Source organism: Micromonospora sp. NPDC049101 (assembly GCF_040648675.1).
GTDB lineage: Bacteria > Actinomycetota > Actinomycetes > Mycobacteriales > Micromonosporaceae > Micromonospora.
The window spans coordinates 81,887-106,544 of record NZ_JBEZED010000025.1; the positions used below are offsets into that span (position 1 = coordinate 81,887).

25 protein-coding genes are annotated in these 24,658 nt (G+C 72.2%); 12 read left to right on the forward strand and 13 right to left on the reverse strand.

Annotated elements, in window-relative coordinates; all coding sequences use genetic code 11:
* The first annotated feature begins 13 nt into the window (after positions 1 to 13).
* Both AB0B57_RS28190 and AB0B57_RS28195 read left to right on the forward strand, forming a co-directional pair.
* Positions 14 to 631, forward strand: coding sequence for a helix-turn-helix domain-containing protein (locus AB0B57_RS28190; protein WP_357076170.1), 618 nt, complete (start codon positions 14 to 16; stop codon positions 629 to 631).
* 44 nt (positions 632 to 675) lie between these two features.
* On the forward strand, positions 676 to 2,004 hold the full coding sequence (locus AB0B57_RS28195; RefSeq protein ID WP_357076173.1) for an MFS transporter: 1,329 nt from the start codon (positions 676 to 678) through the stop codon (positions 2,002 to 2,004).
* 427 nt (positions 2,005 to 2,431) lie between these two features.
* Here the strand turns inward: AB0B57_RS28195 and AB0B57_RS28200 are convergent, their stop codons facing one another.
* Together AB0B57_RS28200 and AB0B57_RS28205 are read right to left on the reverse strand one after the other, a co-directional pair.
* Positions 2,432 to 3,127 (reverse strand): alpha/beta hydrolase, encoded by a 696-nt coding sequence (locus tag AB0B57_RS28200; protein ID WP_357076176.1) that lies wholly within the window; start codon positions 3,125 to 3,127, stop codon positions 2,432 to 2,434.
* Positions 3,128 to 3,208: 81 nt separating this feature from the next.
* Positions 3,209 to 3,631 (reverse strand): MmcQ/YjbR family DNA-binding protein, encoded by a 423-nt coding sequence (locus AB0B57_RS28205; RefSeq protein WP_357076179.1) that lies wholly within the window; start codon positions 3,629 to 3,631, stop codon positions 3,209 to 3,211.
* Between the two features lie 153 nt (positions 3,632 to 3,784).
* Between AB0B57_RS28205 and AB0B57_RS28210 the strand changes: the two genes are divergently transcribed.
* The gene (locus tag AB0B57_RS28210) at positions 3,785 to 5,587 is read left to right on the forward strand and encodes an acyl-CoA dehydrogenase (protein ID WP_357076182.1); all 1,803 of its coding nucleotides are present in this window, start codon (positions 3,785 to 3,787) and stop codon (positions 5,585 to 5,587) included.
* 12 nt (positions 5,588 to 5,599) lie between these two features.
* Here AB0B57_RS28210 and AB0B57_RS28215 read toward each other — a convergent pair whose 3' ends face one another.
* Positions 5,600 to 5,773 (reverse strand): hypothetical protein, encoded by a 174-nt coding sequence (locus AB0B57_RS28215; protein ID WP_357076185.1) that lies wholly within the window; start codon positions 5,771 to 5,773, stop codon positions 5,600 to 5,602.
* A gap of 188 nt (positions 5,774 to 5,961) precedes the next feature.
* Positions 5,962 to 6,681 (reverse strand): spermidine synthase, encoded by a 720-nt coding sequence (locus tag AB0B57_RS28220; RefSeq protein ID WP_357076188.1) that lies wholly within the window; start codon positions 6,679 to 6,681, stop codon positions 5,962 to 5,964.
* A gap of 126 nt (positions 6,682 to 6,807) precedes the next feature.
* Here AB0B57_RS28220 and eccB point away from each other — a divergent pair, with 126 nt between their 5' ends.
* Positions 6,808 to 8,184, forward strand: coding sequence for a type VII secretion protein EccB (eccB, locus tag AB0B57_RS28225; protein WP_357076191.1), 1,377 nt, complete (start codon positions 6,808 to 6,810; stop codon positions 8,182 to 8,184).
* 31 nt (positions 8,185 to 8,215) lie between these two features.
* Here the strand turns inward: eccB and AB0B57_RS28230 are convergent, their stop codons facing one another.
* Genes AB0B57_RS28230 through AB0B57_RS28245 form a run of 4 tightly spaced genes read right to left on the reverse strand, consistent with a single transcriptional unit; the run spans position 8,216 to position 12,092 of the window.
* A complete protein-coding gene (locus tag AB0B57_RS28230; RefSeq protein ID WP_357076194.1) occupies positions 8,216 to 8,821 on the reverse strand; it encodes a class I SAM-dependent methyltransferase in 606 nt (201 codons plus the stop codon).
* Between the two features lie 54 nt (positions 8,822 to 8,875).
* Positions 8,876 to 9,742: a carbohydrate ABC transporter permease gene (locus AB0B57_RS28235; protein WP_357076197.1), complete on the reverse strand. Its 867-nt coding sequence runs from the start codon at positions 9,740 to 9,742 to the stop codon at positions 8,876 to 8,878.
* Entirely contained in the window at positions 9,742 to 10,701 is a 960-nt protein-coding gene (locus tag AB0B57_RS28240) for a sugar ABC transporter permease (RefSeq protein ID WP_357076200.1), read from the reverse strand. The genes AB0B57_RS28235 and AB0B57_RS28240 overlap by 1 nt, the downstream gene beginning before the upstream one ends.
* Positions 10,698 to 12,092: an extracellular solute-binding protein gene (locus tag AB0B57_RS28245; RefSeq protein ID WP_357076203.1), complete on the reverse strand. Its 1,395-nt coding sequence runs from the start codon at positions 12,090 to 12,092 to the stop codon at positions 10,698 to 10,700. The genes AB0B57_RS28240 and AB0B57_RS28245 overlap by 4 nt, the downstream gene beginning before the upstream one ends.
* 116 nt (positions 12,093 to 12,208) lie before the next feature.
* Here AB0B57_RS28245 and AB0B57_RS28250 point away from each other — a divergent pair, with 116 nt between their 5' ends.
* The 4 genes from AB0B57_RS28250 (at position 12,209) to AB0B57_RS28265 (ending at position 16,230) form a co-directional block, all read left to right on the forward strand.
* The gene (locus AB0B57_RS28250) at positions 12,209 to 13,246 is read left to right on the forward strand and encodes a zinc-binding dehydrogenase (protein ID WP_357076206.1); all 1,038 of its coding nucleotides are present in this window, start codon (positions 12,209 to 12,211) and stop codon (positions 13,244 to 13,246) included.
* Between the two features lies 1 nt (position 13,247).
* Complete coding sequence (locus AB0B57_RS28255) at positions 13,248 to 14,069, forward strand: sugar phosphate isomerase/epimerase family protein (protein ID WP_357076209.1); 822 nt, start codon at positions 13,248 to 13,250, stop codon at positions 14,067 to 14,069.
* Positions 14,066 to 15,520, forward strand: coding sequence for a hypothetical protein (locus tag AB0B57_RS28260; protein ID WP_357076212.1), 1,455 nt, complete (start codon positions 14,066 to 14,068; stop codon positions 15,518 to 15,520). Before AB0B57_RS28255 ends, AB0B57_RS28260 begins: the two co-directional genes overlap by 4 nt.
* Positions 15,521 to 15,636: 116 nt before the next feature.
* Positions 15,637 to 16,230 carry a DUF2267 domain-containing protein gene (locus tag AB0B57_RS28265; protein WP_357076215.1) on the forward strand — a complete coding sequence of 198 codons (594 nt, stop codon included), beginning with the start codon at positions 15,637 to 15,639 and terminating at the stop codon, positions 16,228 to 16,230.
* A 227-nt stretch (positions 16,231 to 16,457) separates the two neighbouring features.
* Here AB0B57_RS28265 and AB0B57_RS28270 read toward each other — a convergent pair whose 3' ends face one another.
* Positions 16,458 to 17,081: a helix-turn-helix domain-containing protein gene (locus AB0B57_RS28270; protein ID WP_357076218.1), complete on the reverse strand. Its 624-nt coding sequence runs from the start codon at positions 17,079 to 17,081 to the stop codon at positions 16,458 to 16,460.
* Positions 17,082 to 17,180: 99 nt separating this feature from the next.
* On the opposite strand from AB0B57_RS28270, the gene AB0B57_RS28275 reads away from it, so the two are divergent.
* Positions 17,181 to 17,915 carry an SDR family oxidoreductase gene (locus tag AB0B57_RS28275; protein WP_357076221.1) on the forward strand — a complete coding sequence of 245 codons (735 nt, stop codon included), beginning with the start codon at positions 17,181 to 17,183 and terminating at the stop codon, positions 17,913 to 17,915.
* A gap of 60 nt (positions 17,916 to 17,975) precedes the next feature.
* On the opposite strand, the gene AB0B57_RS28280 is transcribed toward AB0B57_RS28275, so the two are convergent.
* Positions 17,976 to 19,208 (reverse strand): hypothetical protein, encoded by a 1,233-nt coding sequence (locus tag AB0B57_RS28280; RefSeq protein ID WP_357076223.1) that lies wholly within the window; start codon positions 19,206 to 19,208, stop codon positions 17,976 to 17,978.
* 25 nt (positions 19,209 to 19,233) lie between these two features.
* Positions 19,234 to 19,749: an NUDIX domain-containing protein gene (locus tag AB0B57_RS28285; protein ID WP_357076226.1), complete on the reverse strand. Its 516-nt coding sequence runs from the start codon at positions 19,747 to 19,749 to the stop codon at positions 19,234 to 19,236.
* Positions 19,750 to 19,799: 50 nt separating this feature from the next.
* Between AB0B57_RS28285 and AB0B57_RS28290 the strand changes: the two genes are divergently transcribed.
* Entirely contained in the window at positions 19,800 to 20,291 is a 492-nt protein-coding gene (locus tag AB0B57_RS28290; protein ID WP_030336385.1) for a type II toxin-antitoxin system PemK/MazF family toxin, read from the forward strand.
* 83 nt (positions 20,292 to 20,374) lie between these two features.
* Here AB0B57_RS28290 and AB0B57_RS28295 read toward each other — a convergent pair whose 3' ends face one another.
* Positions 20,375 to 21,016 carry an NAD(P)H-dependent oxidoreductase gene (locus tag AB0B57_RS28295; protein WP_357076229.1) on the reverse strand — a complete coding sequence of 214 codons (642 nt, stop codon included), beginning with the start codon at positions 21,014 to 21,016 and terminating at the stop codon, positions 20,375 to 20,377.
* Positions 21,017 to 21,145: 129 nt separating this feature from the next.
* Between AB0B57_RS28295 and AB0B57_RS28300 the strand changes: the two genes are divergently transcribed.
* Positions 21,146 to 22,159 carry an aminoglycoside phosphotransferase family protein gene (locus AB0B57_RS28300; RefSeq protein WP_357076233.1) on the forward strand — a complete coding sequence of 338 codons (1,014 nt, stop codon included), beginning with the start codon at positions 21,146 to 21,148 and terminating at the stop codon, positions 22,157 to 22,159.
* 160 nt (positions 22,160 to 22,319) lie between these two features.
* Positions 22,320 to 23,747, forward strand: coding sequence for a rifampin monooxygenase (gene rox / locus AB0B57_RS28305; protein ID WP_357076236.1), 1,428 nt, complete (start codon positions 22,320 to 22,322; stop codon positions 23,745 to 23,747).
* A 4-nt stretch (positions 23,748 to 23,751) separates the two neighbouring features.
* Here the strand turns inward: rox and AB0B57_RS28310 are convergent, their stop codons facing one another.
* Positions 23,752 to 24,402, reverse strand: a complete 651-nt coding sequence (locus AB0B57_RS28310) for a GGDEF domain-containing protein (RefSeq protein WP_357076239.1) — start codon at positions 24,400 to 24,402, stop codon at positions 23,752 to 23,754.
* Positions 24,403 to 24,658 lie beyond the last annotated feature (256 nt).

Sequence of the window (24,658 nt, forward strand, 5' to 3'; positions counted from 1 at the left end):
CTACTTTCGAAACATGTCTCTCAAGAATCCGTACGGGGATTTCGAGATCACCGAACCGCAGGCGTTGCGGGCACTGGCCCATCCGGTGCGGCTGGCGATCCTCGAACACCTTCAGCGACACGGCCCCGCCACGGCGACCGGGCTCTCACCGCACGTCGGCGCCACGCCGTCGGTGGTCAGCTGGCACCTACGGCACCTCGCGACGTTCGGTCTGGTCACCGACTGGGATGGCGCCACCAGCAAGCGGGAACGCTGGTGGCAGGCGACTGCCCGGGGCTTCCGTTTCACCCCTACCGACAGCGTCGAAGGGCAGTCCGCCAGCCACCAGCTGCGCGGCGAGATGTTCGCCCGGAACGCCGACGCGCCCCAGCAGTGGCTGCTGCACGAGGAGCCCCGGTTGGACCCCGAGTGGCGCGCTCTGGCCGGCATTGCCGACACCCGATTCGTGGCCACCGCCGACGAGCTGCGGCAGCTCGAGGAGTCGATCGAAGAGCTGATCGCCCCGTACGTGCGGCGCAAGGAGGAGGCGTCTCCGGACGGCGCGCGGATCGTCCGGATGCTGCGCTACCTCCTGCCCGAGGCCGGCGACGACGCCTCGGCCGCGTCCGGCGACGCCCCGGCCGCGTCGTGAACACCGCCGGCACCGACACCGCGAGTGCACCCGGCGCTGAGGCCGTGCGCGCCACCGGCGCCGAGGCCGTGCGCGCCACCGGCGCCGAGGCCGTGCGCGCCACCGGCGCCGAGGCCGTGCGCGCCACCGGCGCCGTGCCCCCGCCGGCTCTGCTTCGCGACCGGCGGTTCCGCACCTTCTGGTTCGGGCAGACGATTTCCGACTTCGGTGATCGGATCAGCGAACTGGCCCTGCCACTGATCGCCGTCACCCTGCTCGCCGCGACCCCCGTGCAGGTCAGCGTCCTCACCGCGTTGATCTGGCTGCCCAACCTGCTGGGCCTGTTCCTGGGCGCGTGGGTGGACCAGCGCACCCACAAGCGGCGTCTCCTGATCATCGCGGACCTGCTTCGGGGCGCGGTGCTGCTCAGCCTGCCGCTGGCCTATCTGTTCGGCGCGGTCACCCTCAGCCAGCTCTACCTGGTGGCACTGCTCACCGGCTTCGGTGCGGTGCTGTTCGCGATGGCACGTCAGGCGTTCTTCGTGGCCCTGGTGCCGCGATCGGCGTACGTCGACGCGAACAGCAAGCTGAGCATGAGCCGGTCGCTGTCGTTCATCGCCGGTCCGGCCGTCGGCGGTGGACTGGTCCAGGCGCTGAGCGCCCCGGCCGCGATCGTCGTCGACGCGGTGTCCTTCCTCGGCTCCGCGCTGCTGCTCAGCCGCATCCCGGTGACCGAGGTGCCTCCGCCGCCACGTCGGACGTCCACCCTCGGCCTGGTCCGCGAAGGGCTCGTGCTGGTGCTGCGGCATCCGGTGCTGCGTGCCGCACTCGGCTGCACCAGCACCGTCAACTTCTTCACCTTCATCTCCGGCGCGTTGCTGGTGCTCTACGCCAGCCGCGAACTCGACCTGTCGGCCGGCGCGATCGGCGTCGCCCTCGGATTCGGGGCAGTCGGGGGGCTCGCGGGCGCGGCACTCGCACCACGGATCTCACGCGCCATCGGCCTGGGCCGTACCGCCATGATCGGCGCGGTGCTCTTTCCCGCGCCGCTGGCATTGACCGCGCTGGTGTCCGGCCCCACCTGGACGAAGGTGGCCGCGCTGGCGGCCATCGAGCTGGTCTCCAGCGTCGGGGTGATGCTGATGGACGTCAACCTGAACGCCCTGCTCACCGCGGTGACACCCGACGACGCGCGAGGACGCCGTGCCGGCGCGTACAGCGCGGTCAACTACGGTATCCGCCCGCTCGGCGCGCTGGTCGGTGGCGCGTTGGGCACCACCATCGGGCTGCGACCCACCCTGGTCATCGCCGGCCTGGGTGGCGTGCTCGCCGTGCTGTGGTTGCTCGCGTCACCGATTCGCCACATCAGGACCCTGGACGACCAGACGGCATGATCGACCTGGGCTGGCTCGCCCGGCCGTTGCCCGGACGCTGGGCCGCCGTTGCTCGGACCCGCGGCTGCCCGGACCTTGGGCCGCTGTTGCCCGGGGCGCTGGTCACCGCATCGACCCGGTTGGGGATCGGCCCGCCAGCGCGATCGGAGGCGGTGCCGGAGAAGGCACCACCCGGACGAGCGATGCCTGTGAGTCATCATTATGACTCACAGGCATCGCGCTGATATCGGTGCTGGACCCGCGGGCTGCGGTCGGTGTCCCGGATAGCCGTGGTCGCTGTGCGCCGCGGGCCGTGGTCGGTCGGTGTGCGGCGTGGGCTGCCGTCGTGGCACGTGAGCTGCGTCGACGACCGCTCGTCGGCGACGAGGCTTGGCAGTGCGGCCACCAGCGACCGTTTCCGGTGGAGGCCGGGCCGGTGTCGCGCCGGTCAGCTGGTCTCCGCCAGCAGCAGGCCGGCCAGCTCGGTGGGCTGGGAGATCATCGGCCAGTGACCGGTGGCCATCGTGACAAGTCGCCAGTGGTCGCTGGTCAGCAGCTTGGCCACGGTGTCGTTGGGCTCGGGCCCGTCGAGCAGGCACTTGATGTACGTCGCCGGGAGGTCGCCCAACGGCCGGGTCAGCACGGCCGGCTCGCTCAGCGTGGCACCCGGGTGCGGCGTGGAGCCGTCGATCAGACGGGCCACCTGCTCGTCGGTGAGCCCCTGACCGTCGAAGTCGGCCGCACCGAGCGGCGGCCAGTAGCCGCCATTGGCAGTGATCACCGACTCCAGTGCCGCCGGCCCCTGCCACCACTCGGACATGAACGACGCGCCGTCGACCGGCACCTCCGAGTCGACGAAGACCACCCTGGTCAGCCGGTCACCGATCCGCTCGGCGGCCTGACCCACCGGGATGCCCGAGTAGCTGTGCCCGACCAGCACCACGTCGCGCAGGTCGCGGCGCTCGACCTCGGCGACGATGTCCTGCACGTGGGTCTGCTGGCCGGCGGCCACACCCTGCTTGTCGGCGAGGCCGGAGAGAGTCAGCGGGTAGGTGTCGTGCCCGGCCGCACGCAGTGACGGGACCACCTCGTCCCAGGCCCACGAACCCAGCCACGCCCCTGCCACCAACACGAAATCAGCCATGGCCGGCACCCTAGCGCCGCCCTGTGACAGCCCGGCGGTTAGCCACTGCGACACCTGGTCTCGGACGGGCACCGCCAGTGCTCAGCCGGTCGGCGGTGCCGGGGGACCGACCAGGGCGGCGAGCCGTTTCGGGGCCTGCACGCAGTAGCTCTCGGTGAGCAGCTCGCCCACCTCGTCCCAGTCGGTGTCCCGGTCCAGGAGCACGCCCAGCACGTTCGGGCCCCAGTCCGGCTTGTAGAAGGGATGTCCGCTGGCGAGGAGCCCGGCGATCTCGTCGAGTGGCGACCGGAAGACCAGCCGGCAGGTGGGACGGGCGGGCGCGGCGGCCCGGCCGTGCGTCACCTGGCGGTCGGGGTCGACGGTGTGCACGTGGGCGAAGGTCCGCTTGCGGATCCGCCAGCGGATGCCCACCCACGCGGGCTCCTCGTAGGTCTCCGGCAGCCCGAGGCAGATCGGCCGCAGCCGGTCGAGGATCTCGGGCGGGACGTCTCCGGGTTCGGTCACGGGCAGCGACGGTAGTCGGGTGGTGTGACAAGTTCCGCTCGTCGACGGCCTCCCCGCCCGGTGGTGCGCGCCCCGTCGATCCGCGAGGATGGGCGTGGTGATCCTGGGCCGTCGTCCAGGCCCACCCCACCCCCGTGCCCGTTGAGGAGTGCCGTGCCGTCCATCCTGCTCTCCCGCCGCGACCTCGACTTCCTGTTGCACGACTGGCTGAAGGTGGGTCAACTCGTCGAGCGACCCCGCTACGCCGAGCACTCCCGGGAGACCTTCGACGACGCCCTGGACCTCGCCGAGCGGGTGGCCACCGAGCAGTTCGCCCCGCACAACCGGGCCGCCGACCTCGCCGAGCCCACCTTCGACGGGCAGCGGGTGCGGCTCATCCCGCAGGTCCGCGCGGCGCTGGACAGCTTCGCCGAAACGGGCCTGCTCAGCGCCGGCCTGGACGCCTCGGTCGGCGGCCTGCAACTGCCGCACGCCGTCGCGGCGGCCTGCTTCGCCTGGTTCCAGGCCGCGAACGTGGCCACCTCGGCGTACCCGTTCCTCACGCTGGGCAACGCCAACCTGTTGCTGGCGCACGGCAGCGCCGAGCAGGTGGACACCTACGTCCGGCCCATGCTGGAGGGCCGGTTCTTCGGCACCATGTGCCTGTCCGAGCCGCACGCCGGCAGCTCACTGGCCGACATCACCACCCGCGCCGAGGCGCAGGCGGACGGTACGTACCGGCTCTTCGGCACCAAGATGTGGATCTCCGGCGGCGACCACGAGCTGGCCGAGAACATCGTCCACCTGGTACTGGCGCGGATCCCCGGCGGGCCGCCCGGGGTGAAGGGCATCTCGCTGTTCATCGTGCCCAAGGTGCTGGTCGGTGCGGACGGTTCACTCGGCGACCGCAACGACGTGGTGCTGGCCGGGCTCAACCACAAGATGGGTTTCCGGGGCACCACCAACACCCTGCTCAGCTTCGGCGACGGCGCGCACACCCCGGGCGGCCGCGCCGGTGCGGTCGGCCACCTGGTCGGCCCGCCGCACCAGGGCCTGGCGCAGATGTTCCACATGATGAACGAGGCCCGGATCGGGGTCGGGGCCGGCGCCACCGCGCTGGGTTACACCGGCTACCTCAAGAGCCTGGCGTACGCCAAGGAGAGGCCGCAGGGCCGGCCGGTCGGCGCGAAGGACCCGGCCGCGGCGCAGGTGCCGATCATCGACCACCCCGACGTACGTCGGATGCTGCTGGCCCAGAAGAGCTACGTGGAGGGGGCACTGGCGCTGGTGCTCTACTGCGCCCGGTTGCTCGACGAGCAGCAGACCGCCGACGCCGACGCCGACCGCGAGCGCGCGCATCTCCTGCTGGACGTGCTCACGCCGATCACCAAGAGTTGGCCGTCGCAGTGGTGCCTGGCCGCCAACGACCTGGCGATCCAGGTGCTCGGGGGTGCCGGCTACACCCGCGATCACGACGTGGAGCAGCACTACCGGGACAACCGGCTCAACCCGATCCACGAGGGCACCCACGGCATCCAGGCGTTGGATCTGCTGGGCCGCAAGATGACCATGCGGGGCGGTGCCGGTCTCACCGTGTTGACCGCGACGGTCGGCGACACCGTCGAGCGGGGCCGAAAGGCCGGCGGTGAGGCGGCCGATCTGGCGGACCGGCTGGCGGGTGCGGTGGACCGCATCACCGAGGTCACCGGTCGACTCTGGGCCGACGGCGATCCGGTGCTGGCACTGGCCAACGCCAGCACGTACCTGGAGGCGGTCGGGCACGTGGTGATCGCGTGGATGTGGCTGGAGCAGGTGTTGACGCTGCCGCCGGAAGAGGAGGGCGACGCGTTCCACGCGGGCAAGCGGCAGGCCGCACGCTACTTCTTCAGGGTCGAGTTGCCCCGTACCGGCCCGCAGTTCGACCTGCTGGACAGCCGGGACCGGACGACCCTCGACATGCGCCCGGACTGGTTCTGACCGGGCTGGCCGTCATCGTCGGCCCTGGTGCCGCATCGCCTGCCGCCCCTTGACCACGCCGAGGATGATCACGATCACCAGCGCGATCAGACCGATGATGATCAGCCAGCGGACGGCCTCGAGGATCAGCCCGAGCAGGATCAGCACGCCGGCGACCACGCCGACGACCCAGAGCAGTGCACGCATGTCCACCTCCGGTAACCGGCCGCGCCTGGTGCGGCGGGCACGAAGGTCACCTTCCCGATCCGGCCGCCACCATGCCCGCCCGAGGTGAGAAGCGCCTCTGATCGACTCGGGTTCCTTGATAGCGCGGTATCCGGGACGCGGGGTCGGCCCGATTTACAGGAAACCGAGTCGACCAAGGCCCGGCGGGCTCAGCCCCTGGTACGCGCCACGTAGACCGTGTTGGCGGACTCACCGCCGGTGAGCGGGTTGGCGAACGGCACGACGTGTGCCCGTACGTCCACGAAGACCTCGGCGAGCGCCGCGGTGAACTCGGTGTCCGGCGGGTCGTCCGACCAGAGCGCGAACACCCCCTCGGGACGCAGCAGGGCGGCCAGCCGGCGCAACCCGGCCGGCGGGTAGAACGCCGCGTGGCTGGGGTGCAGGACGTTGCGCGGGGAGTGGTCGACGTCGAGCAGCACGGCGTCGAACCGCCGGCCGGGCACCTCGGCGTCGAAGCCGGTCGTACCGGCCACCGCCGCGAAGAAGTCGGCCTGCACGAACCGGGTCCGTGGGTCCTCGGCGAGCCCCGCCGCGAACGGCAGCAGGCCCCGGCGGTGCCAGTCGATCACGTCCTCGATCGCCTCCACCACCAGCAGCGAGCGCACCCGGGGGTCGCCCAGCGCCGCGCAGGCGGTGTAGCCCAGCCCGAGACCGCCGACCACCACGTCGAGCGAGTCACCGGTCACCTCGGCGAGGCCGAGCCGCGCCAACTCGATCTCCGCGACCGGGAACAGGCTGGACATCAGGTACTCGTCGTCGAGCTTGACCTCGTACACCTCGACCTGGAGGGCCGGGTCCCGGCGTCGGCGCAGGCTGATCGCGCCGATCGGGGTCTCCCGCCAGGCCAGCTCTTCGAAACGCGCGCCCACGGGTGCCCTCTCGCCGCCGGATTCGTCCCCGGATGGTACCGGTTGCCCCGGGCCGGCCACGCAGGGTCCACGCGACATCGACGCAACGCATATTCTGTGCCCGGCCGATCCACCGGAGGGACTCTCATGCCGTCGCGGCAGGACCAGCTGCACTCCTACCAGTTCAGCGTGCAGCGGGCGGTCGCCGCCCTGGTCATGCGGGAGACCGACCCGGCGCAGTCACCGTTTCGGCGGCTGGCCGGCGCCGGCCTGGCCAGCGTCCTGGTCGCGGCGATCGCGCTCGGCGGTTTCGCGCTCTACGGCCTGTTCGCCGGCGGCGGCAACGGCTGGCGCGACCCGGGTGCGGTGATCGTGGAGAAGGAGTCCGGTGCCCGGTTCGTCTATCGCGAGCAGCGGCTGCACCCGGTGCTCAACTACGCCTCGGCGCTGCTGATCGTCGGCGCGGACCAGTCGAAGACCGTGCTGGTCTCCCGACGCACGATCGACGGTGTGCCGCGCGGGCTGCCGCTGGGCATCGCCGACGCGCCCGATTCGCTGCCCGCCCCCGGCCGGCTGGCCACGGCGGCGTGGACCGTCTGCTCGACGGCCCCGGCCGGCGAGGCACCCCGCTCCGCGCTGCTGATCGGCACCGAGCCCGACGGCGGCCGACTGCTGGGCGACGAGGCGTTGCTGCTGCGGCACCCCGACGGCGGGCTGCACCTGGTCTGGCACCAGCGGCGCTACCTCGTGCGCGATCCCAGCAGGGTGCTCGCGGCGCTCGCCACCACCCGCGCGCAGGCGGTGGCGGTGGCGCCCGCCCTGCTCAACTCACTGCCCACCGGCGCCGACCTCGCCCCGCTCGACCTTCCCGGCCTGGGGCAGCCCGCGACCCGGGTGGCGGGCGCCACGGTCGGCACTGTCTACCTGGTGAGCAACTCCGGTGGCGGCCGGCAGTACGCGGTGGCCGTCGACGCCGGCCTGGCCGGCATCACCGAGTTGCAGGCCGGGCTGTTGCTGGCTCGCACCGGGCAGGGCGAGCCGGTGCCGATGACGTTGGGCCGTTTCGCCGCCCTGCCCACGGTGCCCGACCTCGCCCCGAGCGGCGTCACCGCCCCACCGCCGACCCCGCCCCGGCTCGCGGCCGGCGACGACGGTGCCCTCTGCGCCCGCGTCGCCGACGACGGTGGGGTTGCCGAGGTGCGCTGGGGCGTACCGCTGCGGGACCTGGCGGCCACGCCACGCACCGCGCCCGGCGGCGACGCGGTGCTGGCCGACCACGTGGTGGTCGAGCCGGGTCGCGGCGCGGTGGTCGAGGCCGCCGCCGCGCCCGGCGCGTCCGGCGGCGCGGTGTCCGTGGTCACCGACCTGGGCCGACGGTACGTGTTGGCGGACCGGGAGGTGCTCCCGATGCTCGGCTACCGCAATGTGCGCCCGTTGCGGCTGCCGGCCGGGCTGGTCAGCCTGGTGCCCGCCGGGGCGACCCTGGACCCGGCCGCCGCACGGGCCGTCGCCGCCGGAGACTGAGGGTGACCCGGCCGATCGGGGCCGGCCGGTGTCAGTCCGCCGGGCGGCGCAGGATCGTCACCGCGAACGCCGCGTCGTCGCGCCACGGGCGCAGATCCCAGGTGGCGAAGCGCTGCTCCACGCGCAGCCCGGCGGCCACCGCATCGGCGTCGAACGCGGTCAGCGGGTAGCCGCGCTCGGTGCCGAAGCCCACGGTCAACACGCCGTCGGGTCGCAGGTGCGCCGCCACGCGGCGCAGCACGTCCGGTTCGGTGCCGACGGCGACGAAGGCGAGCACGTTGCCGGCCAACACCGCCGCGTCGAACGGCTCGGCCTCACCCAACGCCGGTAGATCCAGCTCGGCGAGGTCGGCGACCAGCCACGTCGGGCCGGGATAGTCGGCGCGGGCGGCATCCACCAGCGCGGGGTCGGCGTCCACCCCGACCACCGTGTGCCCCCGCTCGGCCAGCGCGGCACCGACGCGGCCGGTGCCGCTGCCGGCGTCGAGGATCCGTGAGCCGGGCGCGACCAGAGTGTCCACCAGGCGGGCCTCGCCGGCCAGGTCCGCGCCCTCGGCCGCGAGTTTCCGAAACCGGTCGATATACCACTGCGAGTGCTCGGGGCCGGTGTCGGTCGCCCAGCGGGTCGGGTTGGCCATGTGGCCACCGTAACCGGGCCGGTGGGGGTGCGGCGGGGGACCCGGGGGAGACGATCATCCCTTCTCCGCGCCGCTGGTCAGCCCCTCGGTGAGCAGCCGCTCGCTGGCGAAGAAGAGGATCACGATGGGCAGGGTGAGCACCACCGACCCGGCCATCAGCACCGTCTTGGGCACCTCCACCCCGTCGGCGAGCAGGGACAACCCCAGCGACACCGTCCACCTGTGGGGTTTGTCGACCAGGAACAGCAGGGCGAAGAGGAACTCGTTCCAGGCGATCATGAAGTCGTAGAGCGCGACCGCCATGATCGACGGCATGGCGAGGGGCAGGCTGACGCGGCGGATGATGCCGAGCCGACCGGCGCCGTCGATGGCGGCGGACTCCTCCAGACTGACCGGAATGGTCTCGAAGTAGTTCCTCAGCATGTAGACCGACACCGGCAGCGTCTGCGAGATGTAGACCAGCACCAGACCGAACAGCGAGCCGCGCAGCTCGGCGAGGCTGAACACCACGAACAGCGGAATCGCGATGACGATCGACGGAAACAGGTAGACCGCCAGGAACAGGAAGTCGACCTGCCGCCGGCCGAAGAACCGCAGCCGGGCCACCGCGTACGCGCCGGGGATCGCCACCACCAGAGTGAGCGCGGTCGCCGTGACCGCGACCAGTCCGCTGTTGCGGATGAAGATCAGGAACCCCTGGCCGCCGTCGTCGGTGGCCTTGAGGACCTCGGCGTACGTGGCCACCGTCAGCTCGCCGAAGCCGACGAGCAGCGCACCCGGGTCGAGCAGCAGCTGCTCGATGGGGCGCACCGAGAGCACCAGCATGTAGTAGAAGGGGAAGACGGTGACCACCAGGAACACGGCGATCACCAGGCGGCGCAGCCAACGCAGGCTCACCGTCTCGACCACGTCCCGGTCCATCAGCCCACCCTCCGTCCGAAGAAGCGCAGATAGATCACCACGAACACGATGAGCACCAGGGCCAGCACGACCGCCTGCGCGGAGGCCGCGCCGATGTCGGTGCGAGCGGTGAGGAACTCGTACACCCGCACGCTGACCACCTCGGTGCCGGCGGCACCACCGGTGAGCAGGTAGACGTCGTCGAACTTGTTGAACGTCATGATGAAGCGCAGCACGCCCAGCAGGGCGATCACCGGCAGCAGTTGCGGCAGCAGGATGTGCCGGAAGCGTTGGGTGGGTGTGGCGCCGTCGACCCGGGCGGCCTCCTCCAACTCACCGGGCACCGCCTGGAGCCGGGCCAGTAGGAACAGGAACGCGAACGGGAAGTACCGCCACGCCTCGAAGACGATCACCGTGGTCAGCGCGGTCGACTCCTGGGACAGGAACGGCACCGGGGCGTCCCAGCCGAGCAGGCGCTGGCCCCACGCGTTGACGATGCCGAGCTGCGGGTCGAGCATCACCTGCCACACGAACGTCACCGCGACCACCGGCGCCACGTACGGCAGCAGCATGGACGCCCGCACCAGCGTGCGGCCCCGGAACGGTCGGCGGACCACCAGGGCGGCCACCAGACCGAGCAGGATCGACCCGACCGTACCGCCGATGCTGTAGATCAGCGTGACCCACAGTGTCTCGGCGAAGCCGGGGGTGTGCAGCACCCGGTCGATGTTGTCCATCGTGAAGTCGCCGAACAGGCCAGTCTTGCGCAACGTGGCGAGCCGGACCCGCTGGAAGGCGAGCACCACGGTCCACACGATCGGGATGCCGATGACCGCGATGGTGACGAGCAGGGTCGGTGCGACGAGCGCGAGCCCGGCCCGGGACTCGCGGCGGCGCAGGGTCAGTGGGCGACGGCGGCCGGGCCGTCCCGGCCGGTCCCGGGTGGGGGAGCGGCCGGTCTCCGGCGCGGTGGTGGTCAATTGACGCCTGCCTTGATGGCCTCGACGTCCTTCTTGGCGCGGCCGGCGGCGGCCGCGGCGTCGGACTTGCCGGAGTAGACGTCACTCAACGCCTTGGGCACCGGTAGCTCACCGAGCATGGCACCGACCAGCTTGCCCTGCCCCTGGGTGAGCCCCCAGCGCTGGAAGGTGTCCGGGCTGCGGCGCAGGTCGGCGAGCACCTCGTCGCCGAACACGTCCGCGAGGGGCTTCTTCGCGTCCACACCGGCCTGGCTGGTGTTCCAGGCCGTCAGGTACGCCTCGGGCTCGGCCGGGGTGCCCTTGCGCACCGGGAAGCGGCCCTCGGGGGACATGCCGAACCAGCGCGGGTAGCCGTCGCCGAGCATGTACTCCACGAAGGACTTCGCCGGGTCGGCCGCCGCGCCGTCGAGCACGGCCCACGAGCTGATCTCGCCGTACTGCGCCGGTTCGGTGCCGTTCGGGCCCTTGATCGCGGTGACGAAACCGCTGTTCTTCGCGAGGAACGACGGGTCGGACTGGCACTGCGGGCAGGTCGGCTTGGCGTCGTTGCGCAGCCCGGCCAGCTCGTCGAGGATGAACGGCGACCAGATGACCATGGCCGCCTTGCCCGCGAAGTAGGTGGCCCGGGTGGTGTCCACGTCCTGTGCGCCCTTCACCGAGCTGGTGCGGATCAGGTCGCCGTAGAAGCGGAACGCCTCGACGCACTGGGGTGAGTCGAGGGTGACCTTTCCGGAGTCGTCGGTGAGCTGGCAGCCGTTGGCCAGTGCCAGGTGCTCGAAGGTCTGCTGGGTGAACACGTCGCTGGACGAGGTCGCCGCGGTGATCCCGGCGACGCCGCCGGTGTTGAGTCTCGCCGCGGCGTCGGTGATCCGCTCGTACGTGTCGGGGGCGGGCAGGCCGGCGGCGGCGAACAGGTCCTTGCGGTAGACGAGCAGCTGCCCCCACCCGTCGCTGGGCACGGAGAGTTGTTTGCCGTCGTCGGAGGTCAGCTCCAGCGCTCGGGGGGAGAACGTCTGCTTGCCCAGCTTGTCGACGACCTCCGCGTTCGCCGAGGCGTGCAGCAGCTCGTTGCCGGCGAGCGTACGGATGCCGGCCAGGGAGACCGAGCCGACCACGTCGGGCAGGTCGCCGGCGGCGGCGTTGGCGGCGATCAGGGAGGGGAACTGGTCCTCGTTGACGGTCACGAGGTCGACCTGGATCCCGGTCTTCGCGGTGAAGTCGGCGATGATCGCCTTGGTGGCGGTGACCCGGTCGGCGACGTCTTCCAGGCTCCAGACGGTGATCTTTTTGCTGTTGCTGTCCGGTTCGTCGTCGCCGCAGGCCAGCAGGGAGGACGCAGTCAGTGCCATGATCAGGGTGGTGGCGAGTATCCGCCTCGGAGGTGCTGACATCGGTGGCACTCCTCTCGAAGGGTACATGACGGATTCAACACGTTCGATAGATCAATAACAAGACATATTGCGATTTTTTGCTATCCTGGAGCTCCAGTGCTACCGGGATGTGACGCATGGGCAACTGGGTTGTCTCTCTCGCCGGGCCTCGACGGATCAGCCTCGAGCCCTGCCCGCCAGATCCGCTCGGCCCCGGCCAGGTCCGGGTCCGCACCTGCTACTCGGGCATCTCCGCCGGCACCGAGCTGACCCTCTACCGGGGCAGCAATCCCCGGCTCAGCAAGGACTGGGACGACGCCGCCCGGATGTTCGTCCCCCGACAGACCCCGGTGCCCTATCCGCTGATCGGCTTCGGCTACGAAGAGGTCGGCGAGATCGTCGAGGTGGCCCCGGAGGTCACCGACCGGCACCCCGGGCAGCTCGTCTGGGGCATCTGGGGGCACCGGGCCGAGGCGGTGCTCGGCGCCGAAGCGGTCCGTCCGCTCCCCGCCGGGCTGGATCCGCTCGCCGCGGTCTTCGCCCGACCCGGCGCCATCGCGCTGACCGCCGTGCTCGCCGGTGACCTGCACCTCGGCGACTGGGTCGGCGTCTTCGGGCAGGGCGTCATCGGGTTGCTCGCCACCCGACTCGCCGTGCTCTCCGGAGCGCGGGTGGTCGCCGTCGACCAGATGCCCGACCGGCTGGCGCACGCCGCCCGCTACGGCGCCCGATCCACCGTGGACGTCGGCGTCGAGTCCGCCGCCACCGTGCTGCGGCACCTCACCGCCGGCCGGGGCGCGGACGTCTGCCTGGAGCTGTCCGGCACGTACCCGGCGCTGCACGAGGCGATCCGGTCCACCGCACACGCCGGCCGGGTCGTGGCCGCCGGCTTCTACCAGGGCCAGGCCGACGCGCTCGGCCTCGGCGAGGAGTTCCACCACAACCGCATCCAGTTGGTGGCCGCCCAGGTCTCCGGTCCCACCCCCGCGCCGAGCATGGCCGGCCGGTGGACCGGCGACCGGGTCGCGCAGACCTTCATGGATCTGGTGGCTGAGCACAGCCTCGACCCGATGCCGCTGGTCAGCCACATCGTCGACGCCAGCGCCGTCGCCGACGCCCTCGCGCTGCTCGACCGCGGCGCCGGTGACGTCCTCCAAGTGGTGTTGAGGTTCTGAGATGACCACCATCGCGCTGGCCTGCCAGGAACAACTCCTGCCGGGCACCGACCTGATCCAGAAGTACGCCCTCGCGACCGCCCTCGGCTACCAGGGCATCGAGCTACGCGGGCGCGGCGAGTTGGCGTTCGCCCGCCGCCTGCCCGAGCTGCGCCGAGCCCGCGCCGCCGGGGTGGTGATGCCCACCGTCTGCGTCGAGATGGACCACTTCATCGGCGACTTCGACCCCGCCCGCTCCGGCGACGCCGTCGGTAACCTGCGCTCGCAGCTCTCGGTGATCGCCGAGCTGGGCGGCGTCGGGGTGATGACCCCGGCGGCCTGGGGGATGTTCTCCCGGCGGCTACCACCGTTCGAGCCGCCGCGTCCGCCGGCCGGCGACCGGCAGGTCCTCCTCGACGCCCTGGGCGAGCTGGGCGAGCACGCCAGGGCCGAGGGGGTCAGCCTCTTCCTCGAACCCCTCAACCGGTACGAGGATCACATGGTCAACCGTCTCGACGAGGCGGTCGCGCTCTGCGCCGCGCTCGGGCTGCCGTCGGTGCGGGTGGTCGCGGACACCTTCCACATGAACATCGAGGAGGACGACATGCACCGCGCCCTGCGTGCCGCCGCGCCGTACCTCGGGCATGTGCAGGTCAGCGACTCGAACAGGTTCCAGCCCGGCGCCGGGCACCTGGACTGGCCGGCGCTGGTGCGTACCCTGCTGGAGCTGGACTACCGGGGCTGGTTGGCCCTGGAGTGCCGGCTGCGCGGCGACCCGGTCCGGGCCCTGCAACAGGCCGCCGCGGTCCTGCGACACGCGCTGCCCCGGCGGGCCGCCGCATGACCGCCGGTGCGAATCCGACGCGCGTCGACGGGACCGTCGAAGGCGACCGGACGCGCGTCGACGCCGAGGTCCACCCGACCCGCGCCGACCCGACCCGCGCCGCCGCCGGCCCGGCTGGTGTCGGCGGCCCGGCCCGCACCGGCGGGCCGACCGACGCGGCCGGGCTGCGTCGGCTCGCCGTCGACACCCTCGACGCCAACTGGGAACACGACCACACCGTGCCCTCGCGCACCCTCTACCCGCACCAGTGGAGTTGGGACTCCGCGTTCATCGCGATCGGGCTGGCCCAGATCCGGCCCGAGCGGGCCTGGCAGGAGCTGGCGAGCCTCTTCCGGGCGCAGTGGGCCGACGGTCGGGTGCCGCACATCGTGTTCAACCCGGCGATGCGGGTCGGCGCGTACTTCCCCGGCCCGGAGCTGTGGCGCTCGGCCAGCGTCGAGGGCGCACCCGCCGTGGACACCTCCGGCCTGGTCCAGCCACCGGTGCACGCGCTCGCCGCGTTGCTGGCGTACCGGCGGGCGCCCGACCCGGCCGGCCTGGCCGCACTGCGTCGGCTCTATCCCGCGCTGGTCGCCCAGCAGCACTACCTGGCTACTCGACGCGACGTGGCAGGTGACGGACTGGTCTGCATCGTGCACTCGTGGGAGTCCGGGTTGGACAACAGCCCGGCCTGGGACGAGCCGATGGCCGCGGTGCCGGCGGAGGCGGCCGTCATGCGCGCGTACCGTCGGCACGACACCGCGCACGCCGACGCCGCGCACCGCCCCACGGACCTGGACTACGCGCGCTACCTGGCGATCGTCGCGGCCTACCGGGACCACGACTACGCCGACCGCTCGCTGGCCGACCACCACCCCTTCCTGGTGGAGTGCCCGCTGTTCAACGCGGCGTTCGGGTCCGCCGAACACGCCCTCGCCGAGATCGCCGTGCTTGTCGACGCCGACCCGGGGCCGCACCGGGCTCGCGCGGCCCAGATCACCGAGGCGCTGCTACGACGGCTCCACGACCCCGGCACCGGGACGTTCCAGCCCCGTGACCTGCGCACCGACCGGCTCATCAGCGCCCGTACCGTGCTGGGGCTGGCGCCACTGATCCTGCCCGACCTGCCCGCGCGGCAGGCCGACGCGCTTGTCGCCGAGGCCCGGTCGGCGCGCTTCGGCGTGGCCCGCCGGATGGACCGGCCGTTACCCACCTACGACCGCACCGCACCCGACTTCGAGCCCCTGCGCTACTGGCGTGGGCCGAGTTGGCTGAACATCGGCTGGCTGGTCCACCGAGGGCTGCTCGCGCACGGGCACCCGGAGTTGGCCGCCGGGCTGCGCCACTCCATGATCGACCTGGTCGGCGGGGCCGGCTGCCACGAGTACTTCCACCCGGACACCGGCGCCGGGCTGGGCTCGCCGGCGTTCAGCTGGACCGCCGCGCTGCTGCTCGACCTGCTGGCCGACTGAGCCCGCCCTCGACGCGTACCAGGTGGTGGCGTGCCCGGTCCCGCACCTCAACTGGCGACAACCTGCCGCACTGGTGGCGCAGTTTGTCGCGGCCGGGCGGGGGTAACCGCCCGGACGTGACCGACCGCGACGGGTTCCCGTACTTCATCGACGCGGTGTCCCGCCGGTCCGGCCTGCCGACCGAGCAGGCCGCCGCACTCGCCCGCGCCGTACTCCAGACGTTGGCCGAGCGGGTGACCGGCGGCGCGCCCGACGACCTCGTCGGGCACCTCCCGAACGAGGTAGACGGCTACCTGGCCGGTCCGGCCCCGGACTTGGGTGGTCCGGTCTCGGACCTGGCTGGTCCGGCTCCGGACCTTGTTGGTCCGGCCCCGGAGGTGGCCGGGGCGGTCGGTTCCGTCCTGGACCCGGCCAGCTCGGCTCTGGAGCCCGCCGGAGTGGTCGGCCCGGATGGTGGCGAGGACGGGCTGGATACCGGGGTGGGCCTGGATGTGGGCGGCGCCGCTGCGGCTCCTGCGCCAGCGGGCGCCGGTCCGGCGGAGTTCCTGCGCCGGGTGGAAGAGCGCGCCGGAGTGGATCCGGAGACCGCCCGAGCAGGAACCGGCGCCGTCTTCGGCACGTTGCGCTCGGCGATGACCGTACGGGAGTTCCGACAGTTGGTGGCACGACTGCCACGCGACGGCGAAGGCGGAGTCGCGTACCGGCCCTGACCCGAGACGGTGCCCTCCGGCCCGGTCCGACCTGGCCTGGTGCGAACCGGCCGCTGCGGCCCGGCCCGGTGCGGGCGCGGCGCGGCGCGGCGAGATCCACCCGTGTTTCTTGAAGTCGCGGTGTCGCGGCGACCGGGACACCCCGGGTTCCTGTAACCCGAGTCGATCATGGCGGGTCGGGCGCGGGTTGGACCGGATGGGGAAGCCACCGGTCGTCCGGGACACGGTCATCGCGCCCCCGGGTGGGCGTTGACGGTGTCGTCGCCGAAGGCGGCGGTAAACGCTTTCGCGATCAGCTCGGGCAGCTCGCTTCGTCCGTCGTCCTCGGCCCAGCGCATCACCGCCGTGTGCATGGCGGCGAGGCAGGCACTCGCCGCCGCCTGGACGTGGAACGCCACGTCGGGGTCGGTGTCGGTGGCGTCGTCCCGGACGGCGGCGACGATGGCCTGCTGCAGGGCGTACTGGTTGTCCAGGTGTTTGGCCCGCAGGGCCGGCGTCGAGATCATCAGGCGGAGGCGGGCGAGCAGGAACTCCCGCTGGCTGCCACCGGTGAGTGTCGCTGCCGATTCGATGAGCGCGCCGCCGATGCGCCGGACCAGAGGCTGCGCGGCGGGCGCCGCGGCGATCCGCTCGGCGAAGAGTTGGCCGTGCTGGTCGAAGAGGACCAGGTCCTCTTTGGTGGGGAAGTGCCGGTACACGGTCATCGGGGACACCCCGGCGGCCTCGGCGACGTCCTGCACGGTCGTGGCGTCGTAACCACGCTCGCTGAACAGCCGGATCGCCTGCGCCTGGATCGTGCGCTGGGTGTCGGCTCGTCGTTGGGCTCGCAGTGTTGAGCGTTGGTCGGGCACGTGATAGACACTACCTCAGTGAGAGTCACTACCAGATTGGTGGTGGCTAACAGTTTGGGGTGGGCTGGCATGGGTGATCTGACCGGGAGGACGGCTCTCGTGACCGGAGCATCGCGCGGCATCGGCCAGGCGATCGCGATCCGGCTCGCGGCGCAGGGCGCGATGGTTCTCGTGCACTTCGGCACCGACCAGGGCGGTGCAACGGCGACTGTCGACAGGATCGAACGTGCCGGCGGCACCGCGCTCGCCGTCCGCGCGGAGCTGGGCGTGCAGGACGACGTGGCGACGCTCTTCGCTGGGGTCGAGGCCGGTCTGGCCGGGCGGCCACTCGACATCCTCGTCAACAACGCGGCGACCGCGCCGGCCGGTCCGCTCGGTGCCACGACGCGGGCCGAGTTCGACCACCTCTTCGCGGTGAACGTGCGAGCGCCGTACTTCATCACCCAGCGGGCACTGGCACTGCTGCGCGACGGTGGTCGCGTCATCACGATCTCGTCGGTGGCGACCCGGATGGCCAACCCCACTCAGACGTCGTTCGCCATGACGAAGGGCGCGGTCGAGACGATGAGCATGACCCTGGCCAACCAGGTAGGGGTTCGGGGCATCACGGTGAACGCGGTTGCTCCCGGCGCCACCCGGACGGCGACCAACGGGTCGGTCTTCGAGGCGCCGGGCCTGGCCGAGTTCATCAAGGGTACGACCGCGCTCGACCGGCTCGGCGAGCCCGACGACGTCGCCGAGGTGGTCGCGTTCCTCGCCTCCGACGGCGCACGCTGGATCACCGGTCAGGTCATCGACGCCAGTGGCGGCCTGTTCCTCGGCCCGCGCACCTGATCGCGGCCATCGTCCCGCCATTCACCGGGGAGCATCGGTCGGCCCGGCCCACCCCCGCGCTCACGTCGTGGAGTCGTCCAGGTCCTCCGGGTCGGTGATCCAGGCGGAGAACACCGGCACCCCGTGCCACGGCCCGGTGGTGCCGTCGGCCCGGGTGTCGGTGGCGACGGCCACCACGGCGTACGGATGGCCGAAGCGCAGCTCGGCGGTGCGGGCGAGGCCCTCCGGTGGCAGGCTGACCAGCCCGAACATGCCGGTCACCGCGGCCGCCTCGAAACCGTACCGGTCGTACCGGGCCACCGCCGTCTGTCGTGCCTCGAAGCCCCGCACCGGTCGGGCCAGCGCCTTCGCCAGGGCCAGCGTGGCCGCCGGAAAACCCAACGCCGGAGCGCTCAGGTCATGCTCACCGCGGGCCGACCAGCAGGGGAGTATCGCCTGGTGTCGCTCCTCGCGGCCGTCGGGGGCCCGGGTCCGGACCCGTTCCTCGCGTACCGTCCACAGCGCGGTCTCGCCCAGCGGCAGGTCGAACAGCGAGCGGCTGCCGGCCGGTGGCGAGCCGTCGGCCGCGCCGGCACCGAGGTCGTACGCGACGGCCAGCACCTCGGCCGGCGACACCTGCGGTGCGGCGGCCACCGACAGGACGACCAGCCCCGCGCCGGCACTGCTCTGGGCCGGCGCGGCGTGCACGATCACGTCACCGACCCGCGTGCCGGACACGATGGCGCACCGGTGGCCCTGGCTCGGGCTGCGCAACACCCGGCGTAACCCGCGGGCCCAGGCGCTGCCCGCACCGAGTGCGCGGGCTTCGGTGTGGTCGAACGGGGTCGCCCAGGAGATGCGGGTGGCCAGCGCGCTGGCCAGGGCGAAGACCACCTCCGGGCTGACCTTCAGGGGAAACGTGTCGATCAGGCCGTCGGTGTGCTCGCGCGCCCAGGCGTCCAACCCGGCCTGGTCGGGCAGCGCACCCACCTCCGTCGTCGCGGGCAGCGCGGCCCGCCACCCGGTCGACCCGCCGTGGCCCTGGCCGGGCAGGTGCCAGAGCGCGGTCGCCGAGGCGACAAGCGGATGCGGCGCGTCCAGCAGCGTCCGGGCGACCTCGGCCGCGCTGGCCAGGTCGGTGCCCAGAGCGCGAGCCAGCTCCTCGGCGGCGGGGTCGGAGGCGTCGGCCCCGGTGGCGCAGACCGCGAGCAGCAGCCAGGCGCCGAGCGGGGAGGCGACGTGGTGCCGGTCGCCGATCGTGGCGTGCAACCGCGCGGCGTACGCGGAGAGCGGCCCGTGCAGATCGGTCGTCATGCCCCTACTCTGCCCGCCTGCTCGCTCACGACCACAGCTCGAACGGCTCGTCGATCTCCTCGCCAGCCAGGAAGGGCGTGATCAGCCGGGGGAGTTGCCCGGGGTAGAACCGGTCCCGGCTGGCCACCACCTCCGCAAGCGGCCACCAGCGGAAGGCGAAGTAGTCCTCCACCTCGTAGTCGAGCCGGTGCGCCTCGTCCACGTCCGGGCCGGGGCCCGCCAGTCCTACGGTGACCACCACCTCGTCCTGGACGTGCCGCACCTGACGGTGCAGGAAACTCGCCCGTCGTCGCCAGGTCGGCATGCCCACCTGGTCGGCGGTGACCACGATGCCGGTCTCCTCGCGTAGCTCGCGCACCGCCGTGTCGCGATAGGTCTCCCCCTGGTCCATGCCGCCGCCCGGCAGCTCCCACCAGGTGCCCAGCCGGGGATGGTCCGGGTCGTGGGTGTGGAACAGCAACACCCGATCGGTGTGGTCGATGACCACCACCCGCACCGCGCGTCTCTGCAGGATCGGTAGGTCGCGGGGAAGATCGTCCATCGGCCCAGTCTGTCGCAACCCGCGGTGCGGCGGCGGGTAGGCTGCCCGCCGTGGCTGGTCTGTTGAGGAATGTCGCGGCTCGCATCTCCCGGGTGGGCGCGGTGATTCCGTCGCCCCGGCGTACCGGGCCGGCTCCCGCACAGGTGGCCCGCCGCCGTCAGGTGAGCGCGTTGCAGCGACGGGAGCTGACCTACGCCCCGGAGCGGGACGGTCAGGCCGACCCCGGCGAGATCGTCTGGACGTGGGTGCCGTACGAGGACGACCCCCGGCAGGGCAAGGACCGTCCGGTGCTGGTCGTCGGGCGGCACAGTCGGACGCTGTTCGGGCTGATGCTGTCCAGTCAGAGCGAGCGGGACGGGCAGCGGCACTGGTTCGCGCTCGGGCCGGGTGAGTGGGACCGCGACAACCGGCCGAGCTGGGTCCGGCTGGACCGGGTGCTCACCATGCGCGAGGACAGCATCCGCCGCGAGGGTGCCGTGCTGGACCGGCCCCGGTTCGACCGGGTCGGGCAGGCGCTGCGCGCCGGCTACGGCTGGCGCTGACCGCGCCCGGACCGGTGGCGAACGGCGCATCAGGCTGCCCCAGGAACGGGGCAGCTCGATAGGGACGCACCTGGTGGTCGTGCCTACTCGCGCCCCGCGACCGCTGCGCCCCGCGCGTCCGGCGGCGGGTACGGCTGGTCGGCGAGCAGCCGGGCCAGGTGCGCGGTGTTGAGCGCCAGAGCCTTCGTGGTGCGGCCGGTCGTGTCCGGCTTGGGGCCGACGTCGCGGTAGTCCACCGTGTGCAGTGCCTCGCCCACCCAGTAGGTCGCGGCGGCGGCGGCGAGGGTGAACCCGACCTCGTTGAGCGCCTGCTGCACCTGACCGATGGTGTGGTGCGCACCGTCCTCGTTGCCGACGACGGCGACGCCGGCCACCTTGCCGTAGGTCAGGAGCCGACCCTCGGCGTCGGTCTCGGACAGCTCGGCGTCGAGGCGTTCGAGGACCATCTTGCAGACGCTGGCCGGCTGACCGAGCCAGATCGGCGTGGCGATGACGAGCACCTGGGCTGCCAGCAGTTTGGCGCGGATCGCCGGCCAGCCGTCACCGCTGCCCTCGTCCGTGGACACCCCGAAGCGCACGCCGTGATCGACGACCCGGACCAGTTCGCCCTCGACGCCCTGCGCGGCCAACTCGGCGAGCACCTCCCGGCCGAGTTGCTCGGAGCTCGACGGCGCTGGTGAGGGCTTGAGGGTGCAGTTGAGCACGAGGGCGCGAATGTCCGCCACGTCGGTTCCTCCCGGCAGTTGTCTGGGCTGCCGCTGTCCCATACCCGGTCAGCGGAACCCAAACATCCATGAACGTGGCGGCGAAGCGATTGACGAGACGACGTTGAGCCGTATATTCAGCCGATACTGATGACCGAGGACGTCACGCGGCGGGTGGCCGAGCGGGTTCGTGCGAGTTTCGGCCTGCGGCTGTCCACGATGCAACGGGTGACCCACGGCGCCGACCAGCACGCCCGACTGTGGCAGGCATCCACCGTCGAGGGCGCCCGGTACGCGGTCAAGCTGAGCGGCGGCGGCACCGCTGCCGGTCTGGCCGTGACGGCGTACCTGGCCGGGCAGGGTGTGCCGGGCATCGCCGCGCCGGTGCCGACCCACGATGGACGGCTGTCCGTGGACCACGACGGTCACCGTCTCTCGGTGGTGCCGTGGGTCTCCGACGAGCGGGCGGTCGACGGCTCGATGACCACGGCGCACTGGCGTGGGTACGGCGAGGTGCTGGCCGCCGTGCACGCGGTGCCGGTCACCGACGAGTTGAGTCGACTGCTGCCGGTGGGCGGCGCGGCGTACCCCTCGATCGTGGCCGCGACCCGCACGATGGCCGAGCGGCTGCGCGACCCGGACCCCGCCGGCCCGGTGGTCGCCGACCTCGCGGGGGTGTGGTCCACGGTGGCCGACCGGGTGCGGACTCTGCTCCGTGAGGTCGAGCGCCTGGCCGTCGACCAGCAGGATCGGCCCGTGCCGTTCGTCGTCTGTCACGGCGACCCACACCTGGGCAACCTGCTGCTCGGCGCGAACGGGCGGGTCTGGTTGATCGACTGGGACGACGCGGTGCTCGCTCCGCGCGAGTGCGACCTGATGTTCGTGCGCGGCGGGGTGCTTGCCTTCGCGCCGATCACACCCGAGCAGCAGCGGGCCGTCCTCGCCGGCTACGGCACGACCGACGTCGACCCGGCGCGGGTGGCCTGGTTCCTCGCGGTGCGCGCGCTCGACGACCTCAGCGACTGGACGCGCCAGGCGGTGGACGCCGACGCCGAGGCGGCCGATCGGGACCGGGCGGCGCGGATCGTGCACGGACTCGTGTCGCCGGTGGGTCTGGTCACCCTCGCCGTCGCGGCGCTGCGCGATCTCGGTGCGCGTCGCTGAGCGGCGACCGCGTCGGGGTTGGCGGGAAAAACAAGGGCAAGGAGGTCATCCCCTCCCTGCCACTCCCAACATATAGCGCACCGGGGGCCTTGCGGCAAGACCCGGGTGGTGCAGCAGAATCACCAGCCGAAGCCCAAATCCGGGAAAATCGGGGGATTCTGTGATCGATGTAATCATTGCCGGCGGTGGACCGACCGGCCTGTGGTTGGCCAGCGAGCTGCGGCTGCAGGGGGTCCGTCCCCTCGTGCTGGAGAAGGAGGCCGAGCCGACCAGGTATGTCCGCGCGCTCGGCCTGCACGCGCGCAGCATCGAGGTGCTGGACCAGCGCGGCCTGCTGGAGCGGTTCCTCGCGCTCGGCACCCGACACCCCGTCGGTGGCTTCTTCGCCGCCATCCCCAAACCGTCGCCGGGCGGGCTGGACACCGCACACGCGTACGTCCTCGGCATTCCGCAGACCAGCACCGACCGCCTGTTGGCCGAGCACGCCAGCGCCGTCGGCGTCGAGATCCGGCGCGGCAGCGAGCTGGTCGGGCTGAGCCAGGACGCCCACGGGGTGACCGTGGAGCTGGCCGATGGCACGCGGTTGGGCGGGCGCTACCTCGTCGGCTGCGACGGTGGCCGCAGCACCGTACGCAAGCTGCTCGGCGTCGGCTTCCCGGGTGAGCCGTCGACGGTCGAGACGCTGCTGGGCGAGATGGAGGTGGGGGTGCCGCCGGAGACGGTGGCCCAGGTCGTGGCCGAGGTCCGCAAGACCCACCTCCGGTTCGGTCTCGGGCCGCTCGGCGACGGGGTCTACCGCGTCCTCGTCCCCGCCGAGGGGGTGGCCGAGGACCGCGCGGTCCCGCCGACCATCGAGGACTTCACCGACCAACTGCGGGTGTACGCGGGCACCGACTTCGGCGTCCACTCGCCGCGCTGGCTGTCCCGCTTCGGCGACGCCACCCGGCTGGCCGAGCGTTATCGGGTCGGGCGGGTGTTGCTGGCCGGGGACGCGGCGCACGTCCACCCGCCGACCGGCGGGCAGGGTCTCAACCTCGGTATCCAGGACGCCTTCAACCTTGGCTGGAAGTTGGCCGCCGACATCAACGGTTGGGCGCCGGAGGGGCTGCTGGACACCTACCACTCCGAACGACACCCGGTGGCCGCCGACGTGTTGACCAACACCCGCGCGCAGATGGAGCTGCTGTCGCCCCAGCCCGGCCCTCGGGCGGTGCGCCAGTTGTTGTCGGAGCTGTTGGACTTCGAGGACGTCAACCGGTACCTGATCGAGAAGATCACCGCGATCGGGGTCCGCTACGACGTCGGCGAGGGCCACGACCTGCTCGGCCGACACCTGCGCGATGTGCGGCTGCGGCGGGGGCGTCTCTACGCGCTGATGCACGCCGGTCGCGGACTGCTGCTCGACCAGAGTGGTCGGCTCTCGGTCGCCGGGTGGGCGGATCGGGTCGACCACGTCGTCGACACCAGCGAGGAACTGGACGTGCCCGCGGTGCTGCTCCGGCCGGACGGCCACGTGGCGTGGGTCGGCGACGACCAGACCGATCTGCTCGGTCAGCTGCCCAGATGGTTCGGCGCGCCCGCCACCTGAACGGTCAGCGTTCCACCAGGCGGGCGCTGTCGACCAACTGTCGGGGCGACCGGGCGCCGCCGAGGCTCTTCGCCTGGTACATGGCGGCGTCGGCGCGGCTGAGCGCGTCGGTGAGCTGGGCCGGACCGGTCACCGGGGCGAGCCCGACGGACGCGGTGACCCGGACGCTGGAACCGCCGAGCCGAATGGGCGCGGCGACGGTTTCGCTGAGCCGGCGGGTGGCGTGGTCGATCCAGCGCCGGTCGACGGTGGGGGTGGAGAGCAGCCCGGCGAACTCGTCGCCGCCGAGGCGGGCGACGAGGTTGTCCCCGGCGAAGCCGGCGAGCCGCTCGGCCACACTGATCAACACCTGGTCGCCGGCGGCGTGCCCGTACTGGTCGTTGATCTGTTTGAAGTCGTTGAGGTCGAGCACGACGGCGATCAGCGGTTGGCCGGCCGCGTCGGTGAGCAGGGCGGCCGCCAGGCGGTAGAAGGCGCGCCGGTTGGGCAGCCCGGTGAGCGGGTCGTGGCTCGCGGCGTGCCGCTCGGCGGCCAGCTCGGCCTGGAGGTGCCCGATCTCGACCTCGGCGCGCAGCGCCCGCCGGCGCAGTTGCCAGGAGGAGAGCAGCGCACCGGCGGCACAGATGCCGGAGGCGACACTCATCGGATCCGGCACGAACCCTCCCATCGCCTCGACCGCCTCCAGCCTCTCCGCGACGCGACGTGCCGCGTCGGGGCCAACGTTTTGCCTGATGGTTGCCCCTGTGGGGGTAACGCAAAGTGAACGGATGGCCACCGATCACGTGCGTTATCATGCTCGCCGTCCGATGCAGATGCAATAGCAGATGCACGTGCATGAACGTCCAATGTCGTTGAAACACCCCTCGCCGTCACCGCTCCTCCCACGGCCACCGGCGGGCTCGTGAGCAGAA